This window comes from Nitrososphaerales archaeon (assembly GCA_032906765.1).
GTDB lineage: Archaea > Thermoproteota > Nitrososphaeria > Nitrososphaerales > Gagatemarchaeaceae > DASPPF01.
Map to the genome: position 1 here is coordinate 233112 of JAJTZB010000002.1, position 20567 is coordinate 253678.

At 58.0% G+C, this 20567-nt stretch carries 26 protein-coding genes and 2 pseudogenes; 16 read left to right on the forward strand and 12 right to left on the reverse strand.

The features are described 5' to 3' along the window. Positions 1–64 precede the first annotated feature (64 nt). The 5 genes from LYZ69_03545 to LYZ69_03565 all read left to right on the forward strand — a co-directional run bounded on the left by LYZ69_03545 (position 65) and on the right by LYZ69_03565 (position 4072). Complete coding sequence (locus tag LYZ69_03545) at positions 65–1084, forward strand: thiamine pyrophosphate-dependent dehydrogenase E1 component subunit alpha (protein ID MDV3277526.1); 1020 nt, start codon at positions 65–67, stop codon at positions 1082–1084. 5 nt (positions 1085–1089) lie between these two features. Then, a complete protein-coding gene (locus tag LYZ69_03550) occupies positions 1090–2067 on the forward strand; it encodes an alpha-ketoacid dehydrogenase subunit beta (protein ID MDV3277527.1) in 978 nt (325 codons plus the stop codon). A 187-nt stretch (positions 2068–2254) separates the two neighbouring features. Further along, positions 2255–2473: a transposase gene (locus LYZ69_03555; GenBank protein ID MDV3277528.1), complete on the forward strand. Its 219-nt coding sequence runs from the start codon at positions 2255–2257 to the stop codon at positions 2471–2473. A gap of 245 nt (positions 2474–2718) precedes the next feature. Beyond that, complete coding sequence (locus tag LYZ69_03560; protein ID MDV3277529.1) at positions 2719–3507, forward strand: CPBP family glutamic-type intramembrane protease; 789 nt, start codon at positions 2719–2721, stop codon at positions 3505–3507. A gap of 34 nt (positions 3508–3541) precedes the next feature. Then, positions 3542–4072: a hypothetical protein gene (locus LYZ69_03565; GenBank protein ID MDV3277530.1), complete on the forward strand. Its 531-nt coding sequence runs from the start codon at positions 3542–3544 to the stop codon at positions 4070–4072. Between the two features lie 47 nt (positions 4073–4119). On the opposite strand, the gene LYZ69_03570 is transcribed toward LYZ69_03565, so the two are convergent. After that, positions 4120–5058 (reverse strand): transcription initiation factor IIB, encoded by a 939-nt coding sequence (locus LYZ69_03570; GenBank protein MDV3277531.1) that lies wholly within the window; start codon positions 5056–5058, stop codon positions 4120–4122. A gap of 159 nt (positions 5059–5217) precedes the next feature. Between LYZ69_03570 and LYZ69_03575 the strand changes: the two genes are divergently transcribed. The 7 genes from LYZ69_03575 to LYZ69_03605 all read left to right on the forward strand — a co-directional run bounded on the left by LYZ69_03575 (position 5218) and on the right by LYZ69_03605 (position 8521). Beyond that, on the forward strand, positions 5218–5451 hold the full coding sequence (locus LYZ69_03575) for a hypothetical protein (GenBank protein ID MDV3277532.1): 234 nt from the start codon (positions 5218–5220) through the stop codon (positions 5449–5451). 64 nt (positions 5452–5515) lie between these two features. After that, a complete protein-coding gene (locus tag LYZ69_03580; protein MDV3277533.1) occupies positions 5516–5719 on the forward strand; it encodes a hypothetical protein in 204 nt (67 codons plus the stop codon). A gap of 56 nt (positions 5720–5775) precedes the next feature. Next, positions 5776–6780, forward strand: coding sequence for a hypothetical protein (locus LYZ69_03585; GenBank protein MDV3277534.1), 1005 nt, complete (start codon positions 5776–5778; stop codon positions 6778–6780). A 55-nt stretch (positions 6781–6835) separates the two neighbouring features. Continuing rightward, positions 6836–7318 carry an adenosine-specific kinase gene (locus LYZ69_03590; GenBank protein MDV3277535.1) on the forward strand — a complete coding sequence of 161 codons (483 nt, stop codon included), beginning with the start codon at positions 6836–6838 and terminating at the stop codon, positions 7316–7318. Positions 7319–7492: 174 nt separating this feature from the next. After that, positions 7493–7693: a hypothetical protein gene (locus LYZ69_03595; GenBank protein MDV3277536.1), complete on the forward strand. Its 201-nt coding sequence runs from the start codon at positions 7493–7495 to the stop codon at positions 7691–7693. A 25-nt stretch (positions 7694–7718) separates the two neighbouring features. Further along, on the forward strand, positions 7719–8147 hold the full coding sequence (locus tag LYZ69_03600) for a hypothetical protein (GenBank protein ID MDV3277537.1): 429 nt from the start codon (positions 7719–7721) through the stop codon (positions 8145–8147). After that, the gene (locus LYZ69_03605; GenBank protein MDV3277538.1) at positions 8144–8521 is read left to right on the forward strand and encodes a Rid family detoxifying hydrolase; all 378 of its coding nucleotides are present in this window, start codon (positions 8144–8146) and stop codon (positions 8519–8521) included. The genes LYZ69_03600 and LYZ69_03605 overlap by 4 nt, the downstream gene beginning before the upstream one ends. Before the next feature lie 101 nt (positions 8522–8622). Here the strand turns inward: LYZ69_03605 and LYZ69_03610 are convergent, their stop codons facing one another. From LYZ69_03610 to LYZ69_03620, 3 genes and pseudogenes are all read right to left on the reverse strand, one after another. Next, positions 8623–9510 (reverse strand): P-loop NTPase, encoded by an 888-nt coding sequence (locus LYZ69_03610; GenBank protein MDV3277539.1) that lies wholly within the window; start codon positions 9508–9510, stop codon positions 8623–8625. 483 nt (positions 9511–9993) lie between these two features. Next, positions 9994–10455 (reverse strand): annotated as a pseudogene (locus LYZ69_03615) (Mrp/NBP35 family ATP-binding protein). Positions 10456–10596: 141 nt separating this feature from the next. Beyond that, positions 10597–10758: pseudogene (locus LYZ69_03620) on the reverse strand (iron-sulfur cluster assembly protein). A 209-nt stretch (positions 10759–10967) separates the two neighbouring features. Here LYZ69_03620 and cofE point away from each other — a divergent pair. The 4 genes from cofE to LYZ69_03640 all read left to right on the forward strand — a co-directional run bounded on the left by cofE (position 10968) and on the right by LYZ69_03640 (position 14806). Beyond that, the gene (gene cofE / locus LYZ69_03625; GenBank protein MDV3277540.1) at positions 10968–11717 is read left to right on the forward strand and encodes a coenzyme F420-0:L-glutamate ligase; all 750 of its coding nucleotides are present in this window, start codon (positions 10968–10970) and stop codon (positions 11715–11717) included. 58 nt (positions 11718–11775) lie between these two features. Then, positions 11776–12636: a 2-phospho-L-lactate transferase gene (gene cofD / locus LYZ69_03630; GenBank protein MDV3277541.1), complete on the forward strand. Its 861-nt coding sequence runs from the start codon at positions 11776–11778 to the stop codon at positions 12634–12636. After that, the gene (gene cofC, locus LYZ69_03635; protein ID MDV3277542.1) at positions 12633–13265 is read left to right on the forward strand and encodes a 2-phospho-L-lactate guanylyltransferase; all 633 of its coding nucleotides are present in this window, start codon (positions 12633–12635) and stop codon (positions 13263–13265) included. Before cofD ends, cofC begins: the two co-directional genes overlap by 4 nt. A 116-nt stretch (positions 13266–13381) precedes the next feature. Then, positions 13382–14806: an amidohydrolase gene (locus LYZ69_03640; protein ID MDV3277543.1), complete on the forward strand. Its 1425-nt coding sequence runs from the start codon at positions 13382–13384 to the stop codon at positions 14804–14806. On the opposite strand, the gene LYZ69_03645 is transcribed toward LYZ69_03640, so the two are convergent. The 8 genes from LYZ69_03645 to LYZ69_03680 form a co-directional block, all read right to left on the reverse strand. Continuing rightward, entirely contained in the window at positions 14803–15315 is a 513-nt protein-coding gene (locus LYZ69_03645) for an AAA-associated domain-containing protein (protein MDV3277544.1), read from the reverse strand. The two genes, LYZ69_03640 and LYZ69_03645, sit on opposite strands and share 4 nt — an antisense overlap. Before the next feature lie 44 nt (positions 15316–15359). After that, positions 15360–16145 carry an ABC transporter ATP-binding protein gene (locus LYZ69_03650; protein ID MDV3277545.1) on the reverse strand — a complete coding sequence of 262 codons (786 nt, stop codon included), beginning with the start codon at positions 16143–16145 and terminating at the stop codon, positions 15360–15362. Positions 16146–16164: 19 nt separating this feature from the next. Then, on the reverse strand, positions 16165–17760 hold the full coding sequence (locus LYZ69_03655; GenBank protein ID MDV3277546.1) for an ABC transporter permease subunit: 1596 nt from the start codon (positions 17758–17760) through the stop codon (positions 16165–16167). A gap of 50 nt (positions 17761–17810) precedes the next feature. Then, positions 17811–18209 (reverse strand): hypothetical protein, encoded by a 399-nt coding sequence (locus LYZ69_03660; protein ID MDV3277547.1) that lies wholly within the window; start codon positions 18207–18209, stop codon positions 17811–17813. Positions 18210–18301: 92 nt separating this feature from the next. Then, complete coding sequence (locus tag LYZ69_03665) at positions 18302–19021, reverse strand: TraB/GumN family protein (protein MDV3277548.1); 720 nt, start codon at positions 19019–19021, stop codon at positions 18302–18304. A gap of 32 nt (positions 19022–19053) precedes the next feature. Next, positions 19054–19392 carry an Hsp20/alpha crystallin family protein gene (locus LYZ69_03670; protein MDV3277549.1) on the reverse strand — a complete coding sequence of 113 codons (339 nt, stop codon included), beginning with the start codon at positions 19390–19392 and terminating at the stop codon, positions 19054–19056. Further along, the gene (locus LYZ69_03675; protein MDV3277550.1) at positions 19385–19786 is read right to left on the reverse strand and encodes a hypothetical protein; all 402 of its coding nucleotides are present in this window, start codon (positions 19784–19786) and stop codon (positions 19385–19387) included. Before LYZ69_03675 ends, LYZ69_03670 begins: the two co-directional genes overlap by 8 nt. A gap of 82 nt (positions 19787–19868) precedes the next feature. Next, complete coding sequence (locus tag LYZ69_03680) at positions 19869–20165, reverse strand: hypothetical protein (GenBank protein MDV3277551.1); 297 nt, start codon at positions 20163–20165, stop codon at positions 19869–19871. Between the last annotated feature and the right edge of the window lie 402 nt (positions 20166–20567).

The window sequence follows — 20567 nt, forward strand, 5'->3', positions numbered from 1 at the left end:
TAGGGCATGAGTCTCGGAGAATGTCCTCGAAAGGTTATATCGTCTCTGGGGGTCGCGGTTTCGGATGAACGATATCGTCACGGTCGGAACCACTACGCCGACCGAGCTGAAGGGACTCGGGATACCTGACGAGAAGTTGAAGTCGATTCTGAGGAAGATGGTGCTGGCGAGGCGGTTTGAGGAGAAGGTCGAAGAGCTCTACCTCAAGATGGCCCTCATCACCGGGCCTTGCCACCTCTATCTCGGAATGGAAGCGATAGCGGCCGGTGCGGCTGAGGCACTCACGGTGGACGACTACGTCCTTGCGACCTACAGGGGCCATGGCCACGCGGTGACGCGGGACGCCCCGCTCGACAAGGTCTTCGCTGAGCTGATGGGGAGGGTGGACGGAACCTGCAAAGGTCTCGGCGGTTCGATGCATGCGGCCACCTGGACAGAGAAGAAGCTGATGCTTGCGACTGCCATCGTCGGGAGCAACATCCCGATAGCTGCTGGAATGGGCCTTGCCGTGAAGAAGAAGGGGCTCGACGCCGTGGTCGTGGCCTACTTTGGGGACGGGGCCGTGAATTCCGGCTCCTTCAACGAGGGGGTCAACCTGGCTGCGGTCTGGAAAGTCCCTGCCATCTTCGTGTGCGAGAACAACCAGTACGCCATGTCACTCCCCGAAGCCAGGGGGGTTGCGTCAAAGAGCATCGCAGAACGAGCCGCGGCGTATGACATTCCGACCTTCGTAGCTGACGGCAACGACCCAGTCTCAGTCTACAGGGCTATGAAGGAGGCGCGAGGAATCTGCAGAAGGGGTGACGGTCCGTGTTTCATCGAGGCTCGGACCTACAGGATGAAGGGACACGGCATTTACGACAAGGCTGATTACAGACCAAGCGACGAGGTGAGGGAGTGGGCCGGCAAAGACCCCATCGCGATGTTCAGCAAGCTTCTGGTTGACCAGAAGGTGCTTTCGGAGAAGGAATACGGCGACATGAGGTCGACAATCGACAACGAGATTGAAGCCGCAGTGAAGAAGGCCAGGGCGAGCCCCTACCCGGAGTTCTCCACGCTGCAAGGAATGGTCTACCCAGAGTGACTGACATGAGAGAGCTCACCTACCTTGAGGCCCTCAATGAAGCCCTCTCGAGCGCGATGGAGAGGAGCAACGACGTCTTTCTGCTCGGTGAAGACATAGGGGCGTACGGTGGCGCCTTCGGGGTGACCAAGGGTCTGCTGCAGGAATTCGGAGCAGACAGGGTCATCGACACGCCCATCTCCGAGGCTGCAATCGTGGGGGCCGCTCTCGGCGCCTCCCTCCTTGGGATGAAGCCAGTGGCGGAGATAATGTACATGGATTTCTTGCCGATATCGATGGACCAACTCGTGACACACGCCGCGAAGCTCTACTACATGTCCGGAGGGCAGCTGAAGGCCGGGTTAGTGCTCAGGACACAGTACAGCCTCGGCAGGGCACACGGCGCCCAGCACTCCGAGTTCCTCCCTGCATGGTTCCTGCAGGCGCCTGGCCTAAAGGTCGTTGCTCCGTCCACTCCGCACGACGCCAAGGGCCTGCTCAACGCCTCGCTGAAGGAGAAGGGGCCAGTCCTGTTCGTCGAGTGTGCGATGCTCTACAAGAGCAAGGGAGACGTTCCTGAGGGCTACTACGAGGTCCCGCTAGGCAAGGCCGACGTGAAGAGGCAAGGAGGCGACATGACGATCGTCGCCATCTCTAGGATGGTCCCCGAGGCTCTGGCCGCTGCTGAGAGGCTTGCCGAAAAGGGAATAGACGCCGAGGTCATCGACCCTAGGACAATCCAGCCCCTTGATAGAAAGACGATCATCGACTCGGTCAGCAAGACCGGAAGGCTGCTGATAGCCTCGGACGACATGAAGACGGGCGGCGTTGGGGCAGAGATAGCAGCCACCGTCTTCGAGGAAGCCTTCGACCGCCTGAAGGCGCCTCTCTCAAGAGTATGCTCGCCAGACCTGCCCATACCTTTCGCGTCGCCACTCGAGAAGGAGTACATGCCCAGCTCTGAGAAGGTGGAGAAGGCTGCGCTCGAGCTCGCAAAGTGGTGAGCTACTTCGGCAGGCCTGAGACGTCCCCGCAGTCAAGCAGGGCACCACGCTGTTGCACCTGAACCTGCAGGATTGGACTTCGATCATTTCTGCCCCGCAGGCGTAGCAGAATTCGACGACCACCCGGGCTCTCCAGCAGCCAACCGCTTGGAACGGTTTTAAACTGTGGCTGCTGTCCGCGGTGCAAATGCCACCGCCGAGCGACATCGAGGTCGGGAAACCCAGGATAACTCGGAGGAGCCCTGTTCGCCCAACTTCGAAGCTTTGCCCGAAGTGCCTGAAGCCGCTCCAGAAGGGGAGCAAGCTCGGAGGTTGGCTGGTCCCTCAAGACTACTACTGCACCAGCTGCGGTTACAAGGGGACCGTCTACTTAGAGAAAGCCTCGCACAATGAGGGAGAGAGCTGACGTCAGAAGCACAGGGTTGGCATCTCCGCCCCTACCAGATTCTCGCTGGCGCGTTCGCAGCAATCCTAGTCATCACGCTGGCCCTCTTCGCGCTGTCGTTCCCATTCGGGCTATACACGGTCTTCTACACGAACCTCTCGCAAACGTACACCGCTTCGACGCCAATCTCTGGGATCTACATCTTCCTGGGCCCACTCCTTCAGATTGTGCCCATGCCAGGGAGCATAGGAGCTTTCTTCGTAGCCATGAGCGCAATCTACGCTTCGATGTTCCTCCTCGCTGCGAGCCAGGGACGAGGTCTGGTCCGAGCGGTGAGGAGTGCTTTCACAGACGGATTCGGCGCGCTCTTCTCGAACACGCTCCTAGCAACCGTGGCTGCCTTGGGGTTCCTTGCCTTCACCATTCTTGTCATAGACACACTTGAAACCGCAGGGGGCGTGCCTGTGGGAGGGCTGAGCGGCGACGCCATGAACCTCTTTCTCAGCCTGACAATCGCACCACTCCGAGAGGAGTTCGGTTTCAGAGTCCTCATCATCGGGCTGATAGCGGCGTTCGCCTCCATCGGAAAGCCGTGGAGGTCTGCCCTCAAGGCCATCTGGAGGCCGTCGGTGGCGTACGAGGATGTGCAGAACAACACCGTGACGAAAGCGGCTCTTGGGTTCGCACTCGCCGCCAGCGCCTTGACCTTCGGACTGGTCCACGTAACCTCGAACTCAGGTTGGGAGATTGGAAAGCTCCCCGAGGCTGCCTACGCCGGGGTCGTGCTCGGGTACATCTACATCAGATACGGCTTCCACGCTGCTGTCTTGGTGCATTGGGGGATCGATTACCTTGGAAGCGTCTTCGCTTTCTTTGGCCAAGGCGCGTACGGAATCCCCTGGACGTCGGACACCGGCTACTTCCTTCAGCAGGTCGTGACAGTCGACATGATCGGTGTGCTTGGAGTGTCGAGCTTCCTCGTTGTGTCATACCTAGGGATACGCTGGGTCCTCAAACGAAGGGAGGAGGCAGCGTCTCTCAGGTTCGAAGTTTGATAAGGCTGGGCGAGAAGGCAATGGGGCGATACTCTTGACAGTCCTGGGGGCCTCAGTCCTTAAGGAAATGGTGGCCAAGTACAAGGTGATCTTCCCATCTGTAGAAAGCGCCTTCGACGGCGACGGCTACGTCCTGACCGTGAGGGAGGACAGGACTCTGAACTACCTCGAGCATAGGAACATGATTTCGAAGGAGATCGTCTTCACCCCGCCCGACTGCGTCGCCCACCTGACCTCCAAGAGCAAGTTCGGTAGGCTCGGCCTTTCTTTCCTCAACTCGGTAAAGGTCCACAGCGGCTTCGTCGGAAGGCTCGCACTCGAACTGGTCAACCTCAGCAACGAGAGGACGCCGATAACCATCAAGAAGGGCGAACCCCTAATCCACATCGAGTTTCTGAGGAGGGAGGGCACACCGTCTCCCTACAAGGGTAAGTACATGTTTCAATACATGGACGGCGCCGAGACGGACATGTACGTCAAGGTCCTCTCCGAACACTTCCCGAAGACGTTCCCTAGGTCGGACCTCGAAGCCATCAGCAAGGCGAGGCTGGTCGAGGAAACCTAACCCTAGCGTGCTAGACTGACCTCGAAAGCAGGTTTGTCTTCGGGCTGTTAGATGCCGAGAGCCGACCTGAGACCCTTGTACCTGTTCCGGATGGTGACCTCTGTCACACCCGCGGCCTCGGCGACGTCCTTCTGCGTCTTGTCCTCCCCCTCAAGGGTGCACGCGACGTAGAGCGCGGCCGCAGCGAGACCCATCGGGTCCTTCCCCGCCGAGATCCTCGTCTCCTCAGCCCTCTTCAGAATCTCCAGCGCCCTCCTCTTCGTCTTCTCGGAGAGCCCAGCCTTTGAAGCGATTCTCGAGACGCACTTCGTGGGGTCTACCACCGGCATCTTGAGGTCCATCTCCTTCAGTAGGAGCCTGTAACACCTAGCGATGTCCTTCTTCTTGACGTTGCTCACCGCAGCCAGGTCCTTCAGAGTCCTGGGAGTCTGCGTATCCCTGCAGGCAGCGTAGAGCGACGCTGCGATTATCGCGGAAATTGACCTTCCCCTCACCAGCCCCCTCTCGAGGGCCTTCCTGTAGATGTAGGCCGCCTTCTCGACGACCGCGTCGGAGACCGAGAGCTTGTCAGAGAGCCTGTCGAGCTCGCTGAACGCCTGCCTCAGGTTCCTGTCGACTGGCTCGTGCACCTGGCTCCTGCTGTCCCAGGTCCTCAGCCTCTCTACCGTGGCCTTCATTGACGCAGAGAGCGACTTGCCGGATGCGTCCTTGTTGACGCCCCCGATCACCGTCGCCAGGCCCATGTCGTGCATGGCTATGGAGGTCGGTATGCCGCCCCTGCTCCTGTCGTCCTTCTCTTCCTTGGAGAAGGCCCTCCACTCGGGGCCGGTCTCTTCGATTTTCTCCTTGACTACGAATCCGCAGCTGCCGCAGAAGAGTTCGCCTCCGGCGCTGTCGACGACCATGGGGCCCTTGCCGCAGCGAGGGCACTTGTCCATGGCCTTCTGAAGCTTCATCAACCGAGTGTAATCTTTGTCTGAGAACATGCTCTCTACCAAAACGGTTAAATTTACAAACAAGAGCCCGCAGACCACGTATTTATGCGTTGTGGACGATTCTGCTCGCTTTTGCAGTGAATTGCAAGACTTGCAGCTTTCTCCCCACACTTGCTTCATTAATTCAATACGGACGACCAACCCAGTCGCTTGGAACGCCAGGATTGGACCCGGGGCGGATTCGTGAAACTGCTCCCCCTAGACCTGGGGTTCGCTCTGAACGTCCTGGGCGCGGTGCTAATTATCGGCATTGCGATCCCTAGCCTGCACTTGGCTGCCGACGTGAATCAACCCAAGCTGAAGACGCTCACGATTCCTCTCTCAGGTTCCGCCGAGTGCAGGGCCTACGGCTTGTTCAGGGGTAGGGCGGACGCGCCAAAGTAGCCTCGACGAGCTGGTCCTGAACTCGATTGAGAGTGCTCTCTCGAAGGTCTTCGACAGGGACACGTTGAAGGCCGTAGACTTCTACGTGGATAGGCGGATGGCAGTCAGCAGTCCAAGTGAGTACGCAAGGTCGATGCAGAAGACCTTCGGAGACGGGGCAAGGGTCCTGATTGACGGCGTCATCGATGACATGTGCGCTGCGGCGGGGATTGAAAGAGGCGGCATCGCCTCCCTGGAGGACTGCGTCGTGAGCGCGAGGCGAAGCTGACCCCCTCCGCAACAGGCTGAAGCGCTATATCGTTCTCCTCTCAGCCCATTGGGACCGTGAAAGCAAACGGTGGCACTTTGGTCCAGCTCTTGAGACCTGTGCTCGATACCTACTCCGACAGCGCAGTCGCCCTAGTCGGCTGTCGCTCGCTCGGGATAGAGAGAGAATGCTGCGAATTCGACGTCGTCGTGGTCACGAAGGAAGTTCGACCAAGGAACACTCTAAGGATGGGGGACGCACGCCTGGACCTTTTCTTCCTTTCCGAGAAAGAGGCCCTGCAGCCAAGCGATCCGGAGATCGCGGTCTCCATGGCATTCGCCAAGATAGTCAGGGATAGCACTCTCCTTCTCTCCGCGGGCTGCTCTGCCGCGCAGGCTGTCCTGCCTGAGAACTCCCGGAGGGGCGCGCAGGCGCGTCTCGGTGCCTCACTGAAGGCGATGGGGAGGGCGGACGAGGCCCTCTCGAAGGGTGCCGCGGAGGACGCTGACTTCTGGCTCCTCTCAGCCGCTTACGAATTCGCGATCGCGTGGCTCTACGCTTTGGAGGTCAAGCCCGCCCCCAGCCACCTCCTCGCACAGTTGAAGGAGCATTCCAGAGGCTCGCCGAAGAAGTTCGAGGCTTTTTCGGCTGCGGCTGGTCTGGAGCGAGCCTCGCGGAAGGACTGCGAAGCCAGGCTCGAATCCATGGCTGTGCTCTACGACGTGCTCGACGCTCCCCAAGCCGACCCTGAAGCGTCCGCGCCTACGTCGACCAGGATCACGTTCCAGATTGTGAAGGAGAAGGCGGCCTTCCTCAACAACGCAATCCAGCACGCAGACTGCTATTCCTTCCTCGGCTATGAGGCCATGGAGATTCTGCCCGAAGTCCTCAGAAAGATGTTGGGGGCAGAGGGGAAGGAACCCGAACAGTCGCTCATAGTGAGCCTCTTGTCGAAGGGAGAAGGCAAGCCAATATCCGACGCGGTGATCAGCGGGTTGGGCCTAGTCCGGCAGGAGAAGGTCATCCAGTCGGGGCTCTCCGCTCTCCGCGCGCAGGTGTCCAGCTTGACTAGGACGGCCTGAACCTCCTCGCCTTCTCGCGGAAAAGGATTAGAGACCGCAGATTTCCTTCTGAGGGGTGAAGATCGAGCAGGTCGAACTCCTTGTCCCTGATGGTTTCCAATTAGTCCTCGGACAGAGCCACTTCATCAAGACGGTGGAAGACATCTACGAGACTCTTTCGACAGCCGTGCCTGGGATCAAGTTCGGCGTCGCCTTCTGCGAAGCCTCAGGGAAGGCCCTCGTCCGCTTCGACGGAACGGACCAGCGGTCCATCGACCTTGCGTGCGACTACGCATCGAGGGTCGCCGCCGGCCATTGCTTCGCTGTCGTGCTGAACGGTGCATTCCCGATCAACGTCCTCAACAGGATAAAGGCGGTCGAGGAGGTCGTTGGAATCTATTGTGCTACCTCAAACAACGTGGTAGTGGCGATTGCCGAAACAGGAAGCGGGAGGGGCGTGCTCGGCGTCGTCGACGGGGCGAAATCTGCTGGTCTGGAGAAGGAAGCGGATAAGCGGGAGAGGCGCGAGTTCCTGCGCAAGATCGGGTACAAGAGGTGACATCCTCCCACGACTAAAGCCTGTGGGCTTTCCCGCCTAGTTTGGTAATTCCGCAGCTGCTGTTCGCCCTCTAAGATTTTCACAATGGTTCTAATAGTTTCAGGGTTCCCTGGGGGCAAATCATAAAATTCTTCGTGCACGTTTAATTATGACCGCGTGATACGGATTCTTGAGATGAGCAGCAGGACATCGCAGAGGGCGGAGGACCGGCCTCAGGCAGCCTGCGGACTGTGCGGCCGGATGCTGAACCATGGCTACTACTTCGTCTGCCATGTCTGCGGAGCAACGTACTGCTACGCGCACATGCCCGAGAAGTGCCAGCACAGGAGAGTCAGGTCCTTGGCTCCTGTTGGGCCCGTCTCCCCCAAAGCATAAACCTGCCAAGCCGACGTTGTCAGCCGTGAAGATATACCTCTCAGTACCGATGATAGCTAACAGGACGCTCAGTAGGGCAAACATACTCGCCAAGGCAATACGAGACTCGGGGCACGAAGTTGCATCTCCGTGGGTCCTTGGCCCGGTGGAGAAAGACTCTGTTGCCGTGAACGTCTTCCAAAGGGACAGGCTGGGGGTGGAAAACAGCGACGCGACCCTCGCCGATGTCTCGCAGCCAAGCACGGGCGTTGGCATGGAGATAATGGCTGCGTACAAAGCTAGAAAGAGGATAATCCTCGTCGCCAAGAAGGGGAGCATTCTCTCCAGGATGCTGCTTCATATGGAAGGGAAGGAGCTGGTCGAGTTCGAGGACGACGAAGACCTCTACGAAAAGGTCTTGAAGCAGCTCAAGACAAGTCCGGGGATGGCTGGGAGGCCAGGTTCCAGTCAATGAAGCGCGAGGTCAGGTCGGGGACCGCACCGCAGCCCATCGGTCCATACTCACAAGGCGTCGAGACACGAGAGATGGTCTTCTGCTCCGGCCAGATTGGCGCAGACCCGACGACTGGGAAGATCGAGGAGGGAATCGTTGGCCAGACGCGGAGGGCCCTGCTGAACCTGGGCGAGGTTCTGAAGGCAGCCGGACTAGGGATGGATGATGTTGTCAAGACATCGGTGTTCATGGTCGACCTCGCGCAATTCCCTCTCATGAACGAGGAGTACTCGAAGCACTTCAAACAACCCTACCCCGCAAGGACGACGGTCCAGGTCGCCGCCCTTCCCAAGGGGGCCCTGGTCGAGATAGACGCCTTCGCTAGGCGAAGGTAGTCATCAACGGGGAGACCACGACTTCCTGTACGGCCCGCGCCTCCTCCTTCTCGCCTTCTTCCTGCGGTCAGACTCCTTGAGGAGGCGGTCCTCTTGCCCTTTCATTTCCCTCTTCTGCTGAATGCCACTATGCTGACCATGCCTGCGAGCCTGAAAGCGAGCTCCTTGAAAGCAACGGCTTGGGGTGAGTCAGGTTCGGCGGAGACCACTGGCACCCCCAAGTCTGACTGCTCCCTGATTGCGACGTCAAGCGGTATCTCGCCGAGGAAGTCGACGTTGAGCCCCGCTGCCATCCTGCGCCCCCCGCCAGTCGAAAAGATGAACGCCTTCTCCCCGCAGTTATGCAAAGTCTGGTAAGGGGTGCAAAAACTATTGTCTTCGGCGACCTCAAGATTGTAGACCTCGCCTTGGTACGGGATTCTTTCCGCATTCTTGACCCTCAGATACACATAATCATTGTCGAACCGCGTTCTCCTTGAGGATGTGAACCCTACGCGGTAAATCTTGTTTGCGTGTACATACCTTCCCTGGAAATCTGAATTACCTTCGCGGACACTTACCGATGGCAGATACCCAAGCTTGAGACCAATATCCCTAATCGCCGCAGCCAGCTGCAAAGATACTGTTTTGATGGCTGTCTCGATTTTGCTCCTATGTCCATCGCCATTCACGTAGCAGTTGAAAAGCCAATCCAGTTTTTCGGGTGGGAGAAGCTTGATCCATAACGGGACACGCTTCTCTCTTGCTCCCGTCCCGAATTCCTGCTCGAGCCACCTCGAAAGTGCAGTCGAGGAAATCTCCACTCTCCATCCCGTCTGCGCCTTGTACAGGTTAGGGTTGAAACCCAGTCTCGAAGCGGCCCTGGTGAGTTCGTTAGCGAATTCGAATTCTCTCTCGCTAATTCCGAAGGTAAACCGGACCGCACAAAGGCCCCTATTTTTCTTCCGGACCACAGACCCTTCTGCCAGATAGTACCCTAGGAGAACCATCAAATCGGAATTGACTCCTAGTCTGTATTTCCTCGTTCGATTTCGATATGGTACCGAGAATTCTACTACGTCTCTGTCCTCCGTCTGCTTTATTCGTGGAAAAGCCACTAAATCGGTGGATTTGCCTTCTATCGCGTTCGTGATACTTGCGGCCGGCGACCAGCTAAACTGCTCAAGAATGCTTCCATCTTTTCTTCGTGAAAGATGTCTTGTCAAGACCGGGTGCTCCTCTGTCAGTTGCACTTCGAATTCGGACGCCCGTGCCGACTTTGTCTTGATATGAATGAGACTCCCTTCGTAATAGCGGATGAATTGGTTGGTCACCTTTCTGAATCTTCCCCTGTGGGTCAAGACAAGGTCGCCTACCTTTACTTCGGAAATTCGCTTTAGCCCCTCAGCGGTTATCACCCTTTGACCCGGAGGGAGGCAATGGGGGCAAACGAAGTAGCTCATGTTCTCGATGACGCCGAGTATCGGCACTCCGAGTTTCCTGAACATGGCCAGAGACTTCGACGCGATGCTGAGAGCTGCCTCCTGGGGAGTTGTCACGATCACGACCCCGCCGAGTGGCACTGTCTGGGCAAGCGTCAGAGGAGAATCGCCTGTTCCCGGGGGAAGGTCCGTGATCAGATAGTCGAGCTCTCCCCAGTCCACCTGGGTGAGGAGCTGTCTGACAGCGCCAGCTACCATCGGGCCTCTCCAGATGAGCGGAGTCTCGTCCTTGTAGAAGAAGCCGAGCGACGCTATCTTAACGCCGAATGCGACGGGCGGGATTATCCTGTCGTCCCTTACCTGAGCCTCCGCCTTTACACCCATCATGTGCGGTATGTTCGGGCCGTAAACGTCTGCGTCCAGGATACCCACCCTCGCACCGGACGCCGCGAGGGCTACGGCGACGTTCACGGCGACCGTCGACTTCCCGACCCCTCCCTTGCCGCTAGCAATCGCAATCACGTTCTTCACTCCCTTCAGCATCTCGGCGCGGTCGTAGTCCCTCGTGGCGAAGACCGTTGAAGTGGTCTTCATCTTCACCTCCCTCACTCCCTTCAGGTTCGACACTGCCTCCCTGGCGCCCTCTTCGATCCTGCTCCTGAGCGGGCACGCCGGAGTTGTGAGGTTGAGGGTGAAGCTCACAGTACCCCCGTCCACTTTGATATCATCAACCATGTGGAGAGATACGATGTCCTTCCCAAGCTCAGGGTCTGCGACCTTGCCCAAGGCCTTGATGACATCCAGTTCGCTAACCACGATAGCGCGCGAGCTTTTTCTGATGTATAAAGATGGTGTAGGGAGTTCGTCGTTCGCAGGCTAGGAAGGGCTTTCAGGCTGAACTACCTGCACGACTCAATCCCTTCGGTCTGACCTGACTCTGCCTGCTAATAACCCGCTATGACGATTCTTGCAGTTGGAACCTCAGAATGGCAATGCTTTTTCATGAACGAGTTGGACTGGGTCGGGTGGAGGGCCTAGAGGTGATTCCCGTCAGGGGGCTGCCAGAGGTGGAACCAGGGTCCGACCTTGCGACATTGATTCTGCCGGCCCTCGGGAGGCTGCGCCTCAGGCTCCGCAACCGCGATGTCGTCGTTGTCAAGCAGAAGGTCGTCTCGAAAGCGGAAGGGAGGCTCGTAAAGTTGGGCGAGGTCGAACCCAGCCCGTCTGCCCTCAGGCTCGCAGCGGAACAGAGGAAGGACCCGAGACTGGTTGAGCTAATCCTCAGGGAGTCGACCAGAGTCGTCAGGGCCGGGCACGGCGTGATCATCACGGAGACTCGACAGGGCCTCGTCTGCGCCAACTCAGGCATCGACAAGTCAAACGTCAAGGCAGGCTGCGTCGCTCTCTTGCCGGTTGACCCGGACCGAAGCGCGCGGCAGATTAGGAGGAGGCTGGAAGCGAGAGCGCGGAAGGAACTCGCAGTGGTGATCACCGACACATTCGGCAGGCCTTGGAGGAAGGGACAGACGGACATCGCGATAGGCTGCTCTGGAATCTCACCGCTCTTCTCCTATAGGGGGAAGACCGACAGGTACGGTTACGAGCTGAGGGTGACCGAGCCCGCTGTGGTTGACGAGATCGCTGCGGCGGCTGAGCTTGTAACTGGAAAGCTGTCCGAAACGCCAGTGGCCTTGGTGAGGGGGGTGAAGTACAAGCGGGGGGACGGCGGTGTAAAGTCGATGCTGATGGAGAGAGAGAAGGATCTCTTCCGGTGAGAGACTGAAGGTCGTCGCTCTGGCTGGCGGGACTGGTTCGGCGAAGCTTCTCAGGGGGATTGCTGGCCGCGACTGCGAGCTCACTGTAATAGCAAATGTCGGAGACAACGTCTGGATGCACGGTCTCTATGTCTGCCCCGACGTAGACATCGCGATGTATACCCTTGCGGGCGTGGCGGACAGCAAGAGGGGGTGGGGGGTGGAAGGCGACACCCACTTTGTCCTGGGCCAGTTGAAGAGACTTCGCCAGGAGACTTGGTTCAAGCTTGGGGACAGGGACATCGTTACATCCATTTTGAGGACGAGTCGCATGAGGTCTGGCCTGTCTCTCACAGCAGCCACCCTCGAGCTGTGCAGGCTCTTCGGGGTCGAACAGAGAATCCTCCCTATCACGGACGACCCTCTCATGACGTATGTTTCCACTCCCGGTGGGGAGTTTCACTTCCAAGAGTTCTGGGTGAAGGAAAGGGGTCGGCCGGCTGTGAGAGGTGTGAGATACAAGGGAGCGTCCAAAGCGGCTCCCACTGCGCCTGTGGCGAGGGCCCTAGAGTCTGCCGATAGGATCGTCTTGTGTCCTGCCAACCCGGTGACGAGCATCGGGCCGATCCTTGCTGTGAAGGGGGTTCGACGAGCCCTCGCTCGGAGCAGGGGAAAGAAGGTCGCGCTCTCGCCCATGGTCGGCAGCGGGCCGGTCAGCGGTCCAGCGGGAAAGCTACTCAGGGGCTGCGGGTTAAGGTCAGACTCGCTCGGCATAGCTGGGCTCTACAGGAGCTTCCTTGACTCGATCGTCATCGACAAACACGACGAGCGGCTGCGACGAGGCATAGAGCGACTCGGGTTGGAATGCGTCGTCTCAGACACGGTGATGCACGACAGGCGGGACGAGCGGAGGCTTGCAGAGGAGCTGATGGCCGCGTGAAGAGGCTCGCAGTCGTGGTCCCTTTCAAAGGCAAGGACCACAAGTCGAGGCTCTCCCCGCACCTTGACGAGAGCGAGCGGGCGAAGCTCGCTCACTTGATGTTGGCAGACGTTCTGAAGGCTGTCCGTGGGGCGGGGCTCGGCAAGCGTTGCTTCGTCATCTCGTCAGACGCCGCTGCGCTGAGAGAAGCAGCGAAGAAAGGCGCTTTCGGAATCAGAGAGAAGGCAGACGCGGGGGTGAACAGCGCGGTCCGCACTGCGCTGAGAACGCTCGGGAGGTTCGACTCGTTCATGATCTTGCCATCAGACCTGGCCCTTCTCTCCCCATCCGACCTCTCACGGGTCATGTCGTTGGCTCGGCAGGTCTCGGTCGTCGTCTCCCCTTCGGAGTCATTCAACGGGACCAATCTGATGATCTTCAGCAGGAGCAAAAGGCCGCGGCTGAGCTATGACGACAATAGCTTCTGGGCCCACCTGGCCAGCTCGGCCTCGAAGCGTCTCACGGTAGGCGTCTACACTGGAAGGGGAGTCACCTTCGACCTTGACTCGATTTCCGACGGAAGGCAGTTGCTGAGGCTCGGGAGGGATACCGCGGCCGCGAGGTTTCTGAGGGAGGTGCTGCCGGCCTGAGTCTGCTCGTAGAAAGGTGCAAGGTCTGGCCGGGTGGAATCGGCTCCGTATTCATCCGAGACGGCGTAGTTTCGCGCGTCTCCAGCGACGAGACGCAGGCCGTCTCGACGAAGACGGTGAAAATTGATGCAGGCGGAGCCACCCTGCTCCCAGGGCTGGCGGACAGCCACTGCCACCCGTTCGAGGTGGGATGGCTCAAGAGGAGCGTGGACCTCAGGGGAACCGCAAACATCACTGCAGTGAGGCTCAGACTGGCAACTAAGGTCCGCAGGGCTCAACCCCGCGAATGGGTTGTTGGGATGGGGTGGGACCAGGAGGCGTTCCCAGCCAAGCTCTTCCCGAGTAGGTCGGACATAGACGACATGACTCTGGAGAACCCTGTAATCCTGAGCAGGGTCTGTGGTCACGTTGGACTGGTGAACAGTAGGGCGATAGAGGCGCTGGGGCTCGAAACACAACGGGGCGAAGAATACGAACGTGGGCCTGACGGGAAGCTAACTGGCATAATCAAAGAAGGAGCGCTTGTCGACGCCTATGCGAGGCTGCCAGACAAGACGGTGGCCGCGTGTATGAACGACCTGCTTTCAGCCGAAGTCGAGGCTGTGAGGAGCGGCCTCTGCACACTTCACTGCATTGTGTCACCCGATGGGTACAGGGAGGAACTTGAGGCTCTCGCGGGGTTGAAAGTCGATGACAAGCTGTCGCTCAGGTACAGGGTGTACATGCCTCCTGAAGCCATCCCATACGTCGAGGAGAAGAAGGTCAAGCGGGTGCTGAACGACGACAGGGCCAGGATCAACGGCGTCAAGTTGTACGCTGACGGGTCGCTGGGGGCCAGGACGGCAGCCTTGAGGGAGCCGTACACCGACGACCCTGGGAACACTGGACTGTTGCGGTACGCGGACGAGGAGCTCGCCGCGCTCGTCGAGAAGGCGGACTCGATGGGCTATCAGGTAATAGTGCATGCCATAGGCGACAGGGCAGTCGAACAGGCGATTGGTGCGCTTTCTGTTGTGGCAGGGGCGCGAAACCTGCGCAGGCACAGGATAGAGCACGGCAGCCTTCTACCCAAGGACCTCAGGGCTGAGATGGTGAAGCACTCCATCCGCATCGCCGTCCAGCCGAGCTTCATATCATCCGACAAGTGGGCCCTCGCACGGCTTGGGGAAGAGCGGGTGAACGACCTCTACCCACTGAAGTCAATCATGGCAGAAGGAATCGCCGCGTCGGGAGGTTCGGATGCTCCCATCGAGAACATCAACCCCATGATTGGGGTCTGGGCTGCGATGGTCAGGGCGGGCCACGCTTTCGTCGAGAGGCTCGAAGGAAGAGAGGGATTGGAACTGTACACGTCGGGCTCTGCGGCGAATGGCATGGACGATGGGACTGATGGTACAATAGAAGAGGGAAAGCTGGCCAACCTCACACTTCTCGACTCGGACGTGTCGGAGATGCATCCTGCCATGCTTAGGAAGGTGGGGGTCACTGCAACAATTGTCGCTGGTACTTCCGTCTACTCCAGCTCCGGCGAAGCGCCCTAGACCTTCTGGAACTTCCCCGTCTTGCCGTTGTAGCTCAGGAGGTCAGCGTAGATGGCCCAGTGGATCAACAGATCGTTCACGATTCGCTCGTTCAGCTCCGGCCTGTAGTGCCACTTGACCCCGCGCCGGGCGAGGCTCTCCGCCACTTCTGCTGAGGTTACTGACCTCTTCCTCGAAGCGAGCTCCAGCGCCGTCCAGAAAGGCTCAATCTGCATCAGCTTGTCCTTGAGCATCCTGACCTTGTTCTTGGTCGTCTTCTGGAATTTCAGCCCCAGGTCGGTCAGGAAGATGTCCCCCTTCTCGCTCCGCGTCAATCCCAGCATCTCCGCGCAGTCGAGTATCGGAAGCAGGACCGCGATGTCTGCGCCAAATTCGTCGGCGAGCTGGGGGGCGTCGACCTTGGAGCCCAGCCCTCCCGTTATCTCGACCAGGCTGATGACCTGACCGGCCCTGACGCTTCCTGGCATGACCAGCGGGAGCGAAGGGGCGGAGGGTTCGGTTCGACTCATTGACCTGGCGGAACCCTGCGCTCGATATAAGCCGCTCGAATGTGTCATGATAGAAGCGCGTACACCTTGTCCACCCAATCGAAGAACTCGGTCGATTTCTTGTCCCGCGGTCTTGGAAGGTCAATCGTGAGCTCTCCCACTACGTGCGCTGGCCTCGAAGAGAGGACGACCACCTTGTCCGCAAGTTCGATTATCTCCTCTACGTTGTGACTCACCATGATCACCGTCTGGACCGGAGCCGTCGGGTTAATCAGCAACGAATGGGTTTCCTTTCTCAACCTCTCCGCTGTGAGGTCGTCCAAGGAGCTGAACGGCTCGTCCATCAGCAGAACGTGTGGATCGGTCGCAAGCGCCCTGGCCACGCCTACGCGCTGCTTCATCCCTCCAGAAAGCTCGCCGGGATAGACGTTCTCGAAGCCCATTAATCCGGCCTCTTCCAGCGCCGTCTCAGCCTTCTGCTTCTTCTGCTCGTTTGTCAGGTCATGACGGGAACTGAGGCCGAAGAGGACGTTTTCCAGTGCTGTCCGCCAGGGGAGAAGAACGAAGTTCTGGAAGACAAGGGAGATGTCACTCCGCGGGGCTGTTACGACAGAGTCCATGACCTTGACGGTTCCCGAAGTCGCCTTGTTGAGCCCGCCGATGATTCTGATAAGAGTCGACTTTCCGCATCCAGACGGCCCGGTTATTGCGACCAGCTCGTCCTTGCCTGCCGTCAAAGAGACGTCGACCAAGACCGGCAGTGGCTCCCCTTCCTTATGGTAATCAAGGCTGACATGCTCGACAGAGACGATGGTCGTCCCCGCAGCAATCTGGGTGACCTCCGCAGACATCTGCGAAACCCCGCCCTGGTCAGTAGTTATACGTGTAACGCTTGGTCGCATAGTGGTAGATCCTCCTCCAGACGGTCAAGTTGAAAGCGACGATCAGCACCGTCATCGATATGACGGCCAGTGCCAGAGTCAGATTGTCGCCGCTGAAAGCTGCGAGGTCGATGGTCTTGCCAATTCCGGCTGGGACCTGAGTAAGTACTGTTATTTTCCCGGTCGTTGGGTTGGTCACAGTGAAGTATTCAGAGATTATGAGGGCGTTCCAGGCCCCCCCAATCGCCGTGATTGAACCAGTCACGAACCCTGTGATTGCACCTGGGAAATACACGTTCCTCCAGGCTGAGCCCCGGCCGGTGCTGAACACGTGAGGCAAGTCCTTGATATCAGCAGGCAGCGTCCGCACCCCCGCCATGACGTTGAAGATGATATACCAGATTATTGCAAGCACTATTATGATTGTGCTGACCGCTTCGGGGAGCCCTCCGAGGACCGGAATCAGGACCACGGCCGGTAACAGAATCGGCGCGGGTATCGATGAAATGATTTCAAGAATCGGGGAGACGGTGTCGTAGAGCTTGAAGTTGAGGGAGATGACGATTCCCAAGGGCAGCCCGATGGCCACGCATATGCCGTAGACGTACCACACCCTTAGGAAGGAAGTGCCCAGCGCATACAGGACAGAAAGCTCGTCTGCTCCGACAGTCGAGAGGGACGGGAGCCTCCCGAGGCTGGCGCCTCCCGATCTCGTGATCGCGATCGCGACTAGGAAGAGGAAGAGAGCTAGGAAGATCAGCACGGCGTACTTCAGCCCCTTCCTGAATCTCGAGATGGTGGAAGTGAATCTAGAGACCCCTCTCCCTTGCGTAAACAAGAAGAGTTTCGAGACGGCTCGTTGGTTGACCCAAGAATAGAACTTCATGATTGGGTCCCTGTGCTTTTCCCGCGGTTCCTCCATCATCTTGTACCTCTCAGACCAGAGGGCAAATTCCCTGATGAACAAATACCTCCAGAGAACTACCGCCGCGATAATCCCTCCTATCAGCAGCGCATAATTCGCAGCGTCAAAAACAGTGGAACTTGTGAACTGTTCTACTGCAACTCCAATCCCGTATGTGACCGGAACAGTGAAGGGACCGTATGAGATTATCTCGCTTGCGACGAGGAAGAATAGCCCCACTGCCCACGAGGTCTGTGTGTTGTATGCTATCCTGCTCAAGGAGGCGGGAATGTACATGGACTTCATTCTCTGCCACAGGCTTGAGTTGGTCAAGTTCAGAAGGTCGGCGTAGTCCTGCGGTATGGCCTTGACCGCCTCGTAGACTCCGAACGCTATGTTCCAGGACATGCTTGTGAAAATCAAAATGACGACCGCCAGGTTCACGCCTACTTGGTTCGGTATCGCGCCATAGATTGCGATGATGACGAATGGGAAGAATCCTAGGATTGGTATCGATTGAAATATGTCGAGTAGAGGGAGTATCACTCCCTCGGCTCGCCTGTTCCTGGCGGCGGCGATACCCACAGCGAGCGCGAAGACTACGCTCAGCCCGAGCGCGAGAAACATCCTCAGCCAAGAAGCTGCTATGTCGATGGCAATCAGGCCAAATTCAAGGGACACTGTGAGCCTTCGAAAGGCGCCGCGATGCTATGGCGTATTTACGGTTTCGTTTACCCGATGTACGGGGTGCTCGACGTGTCGAACCTTCTGATCATCTCATACTCGCCTTTGTCCCTGAAGCCGGCGTACCTCGGGAGTTCAGGGAAGATCTGGTCGAGGGGCTTGACTGTCATGTCGGAAGCGAGGTGCTTCGCGCCGAGGAATTGGTCAGTCACCTCCCTGCTCAACTTCCTCACCTGCCTGTCGTCAGTGTAGCCGAGGCTGTGCAGGTATTCGTGCAGGAGTATCATGAAGACGTACGAGTTCTTCCTCGACCTCGACCTTGAAAGTTTCTCCACGATCTTGAGCAGGTTCCTGTTCATGACGATGACGTTCGACCCCATCTCGTGGTAGGCACCGATGTTGTTAGGTATGTCTCCGAGGACAAGCGTCAGCCCTGCCCTGTGCATTCCCAGGGATTGCTCGGTGGCCGCCTTCACCATTTCGAATATCCGGTCGAAGCCGTCAGCCGAGACTAGAGCCCGTCTGTTGTCACTTGAGGTCAGTTTACCCTTGCCCTCCTGACTCTGACGGGTGGAGAGTAGTTAAGCCCGTACCTCTCGAATCCTTCAGCTATTCGGGCAGGTTCGGCGAGCAGTCGCCCTAGACCCAGTACGTGCGCCTTGCCCACTAGTACCAGTCCCTTCCCCTTCGTCACTCCTGCGATTTCCATCAGGCGGGCCGCCATGATGACGTTCCGCTCTTCTATCAGCGCCCTGTGAAGGGTCGGGGAGAACCTCTCCATCGCCCTGGTCGTCCAGCCTAGGTAGCGCATTGCCTCCCTCTCGTTGCCAGCCTCCCAGAGGCGAATTCCCGCAGTTTCGTACGGCGCAAGGCGGCTCGAAACTTCGTTCCACACCCTGAGCTCACTCGCTGTGAGTGTGGGAGCGATGCGAGAGCGAATCTCGCCCAGGGCGATGTCTATCAGCCAGATGTCGCCGTCCCTGTTTCCGAATGCGTCAGACGCAGCGACGAATTCTCCCTCCGCAATCGCCCTTATGCTCCTAGGGGCATTGAGAGACGTGGCGTTGAGTTCGTCGAACCTTTGCTTGTCCAGCTCTATTGACACTGAAGAGTACCGTTCCGACGAGGCGGCGGCCACTGCCTCGCCCACGCTTCGCCGCGTGAAGTGGGCCGTCCCTAGTACATCAAACCCCTCGAATTCGCCGCCGCCGGGAGACGGCCGCGGGGTGAACGGCAGGGGATTCCTGTCCGGCGGCACGAGGGGCCGCCTAAGGTCTGGGACTAGGGAAATTATTGTCTCTTCCTCACTGTCACGCTGAGAATCCCGTTCACGTACTTGCTCTGCACGGTCTCAGGGTCGACGCGGTTAGGGAGATGCTTGCTCACTGCGAAGTCCGGCCCTTTCACATCCACCTCGTCTTCGAGGACGGAGACCAGCAGCTGGTCTTTCTCGTAGCCCGGGGCGTTCAGTACGTACGTGAACCCGTCCTTTCTCTCGATCAACTCGTCTGGCGCAGTCTCCTCGATTTCCTGGGGCGCGGGCATGGGGTTCATGGCCCCACCCAGAAGACTCTCGGCAAGCCTGAGCATTTCGTTAATCACGGCGTCGAAGCTGTCGTTCTCACTCAACACTCATGTCCTCCTCAAGCATGTCCAAGAGTCTGGAGAGCCCTGCAGTCATGGTGATTGCGAGAGCAGTCCCCCGCTCCGAAGACCTGTACGAGCCCCTCTCCTCGTGTTCTAGCATCCCGGCCTCAGCCAGGTCGTCAACACATGTCTTGACGAGCTTCGGATTGGTCGACATCTTGAGAAGGTCGGAGAACTTCATCTCGCCTCTCCTCGCGAGTTCCATCATCATCCTCAGCCTGCCCTCGTTGGCGGCGATCGAGAAAATTCCAACCAGCCGGCTGATGTCCTGCTGATCGACGTCCATGGTCAGACCCTCTTCGTCCTCCTCATACGCCTGAATCGGTATCTTGTAGAGGACCTTGCCGTCCTTCACCAGCTGCAGCTCCGTGGTCAATCTTATTACTCCCTCGGAATTACGATTTGGTAAGCGTTATTTTAACGTTTTGGCACCACCGTCTGATACTATTACGATAAGCTCACCTCCAACGGGATCCTTCCAAGTCCTTGATGCCTCTACCCTTCAGCCACTTCAGTGGCTTGGTTATGCAGTCTTCGTTCAGTTGCCCTCGTTTGTTGACCCACATCGTAAACGGCATTACGATCATCTCGGAACCTGCCTCCTCCGATATTCTGACCCTCCCCTTGATGCATTCGATGACCTCCTGAACATGGCAAAACGGGTTCAATTCTTGGCAGGAACCCGAATAGACGCTGACTGCAAAAGGATTCATTATCTTCCAAGTTCTGTCGGAAGTCTCGCTTCTAATCGTCATTCTGTCGCTCCTAGGAGATTCTGGGTCAGTAAACCTCGGATTGTTCGGCCTGTCATTCTTGGTAAACTTCACGTCGAGATTTACTCTCTTGCCCGCCAATGACGTTCTCTTCTTGGTCGTAATACTCTTGATTTTCTTCAGTATACTTCTTACAGGTTCCTACTCTGAGCTTCGGACTCATAGGCGTCAGTATATTTTCATGCGACGCAGGCGGGGACGTGAAGGGTTGACTTGAGAACCTCTCTCACTAAGCAGCGATTTGACAGACAGCAAGACGGAATGGGAGCCGAATCTTGACAGAGAGGATTCAGGGGGTCGGGAGCCGAGTTCTTGACACTTCCTCGAATGGGCTCAGTAGAAACCCTCTTCTCGAAATCCAGCCCCAACGGATGATTTGTTCTC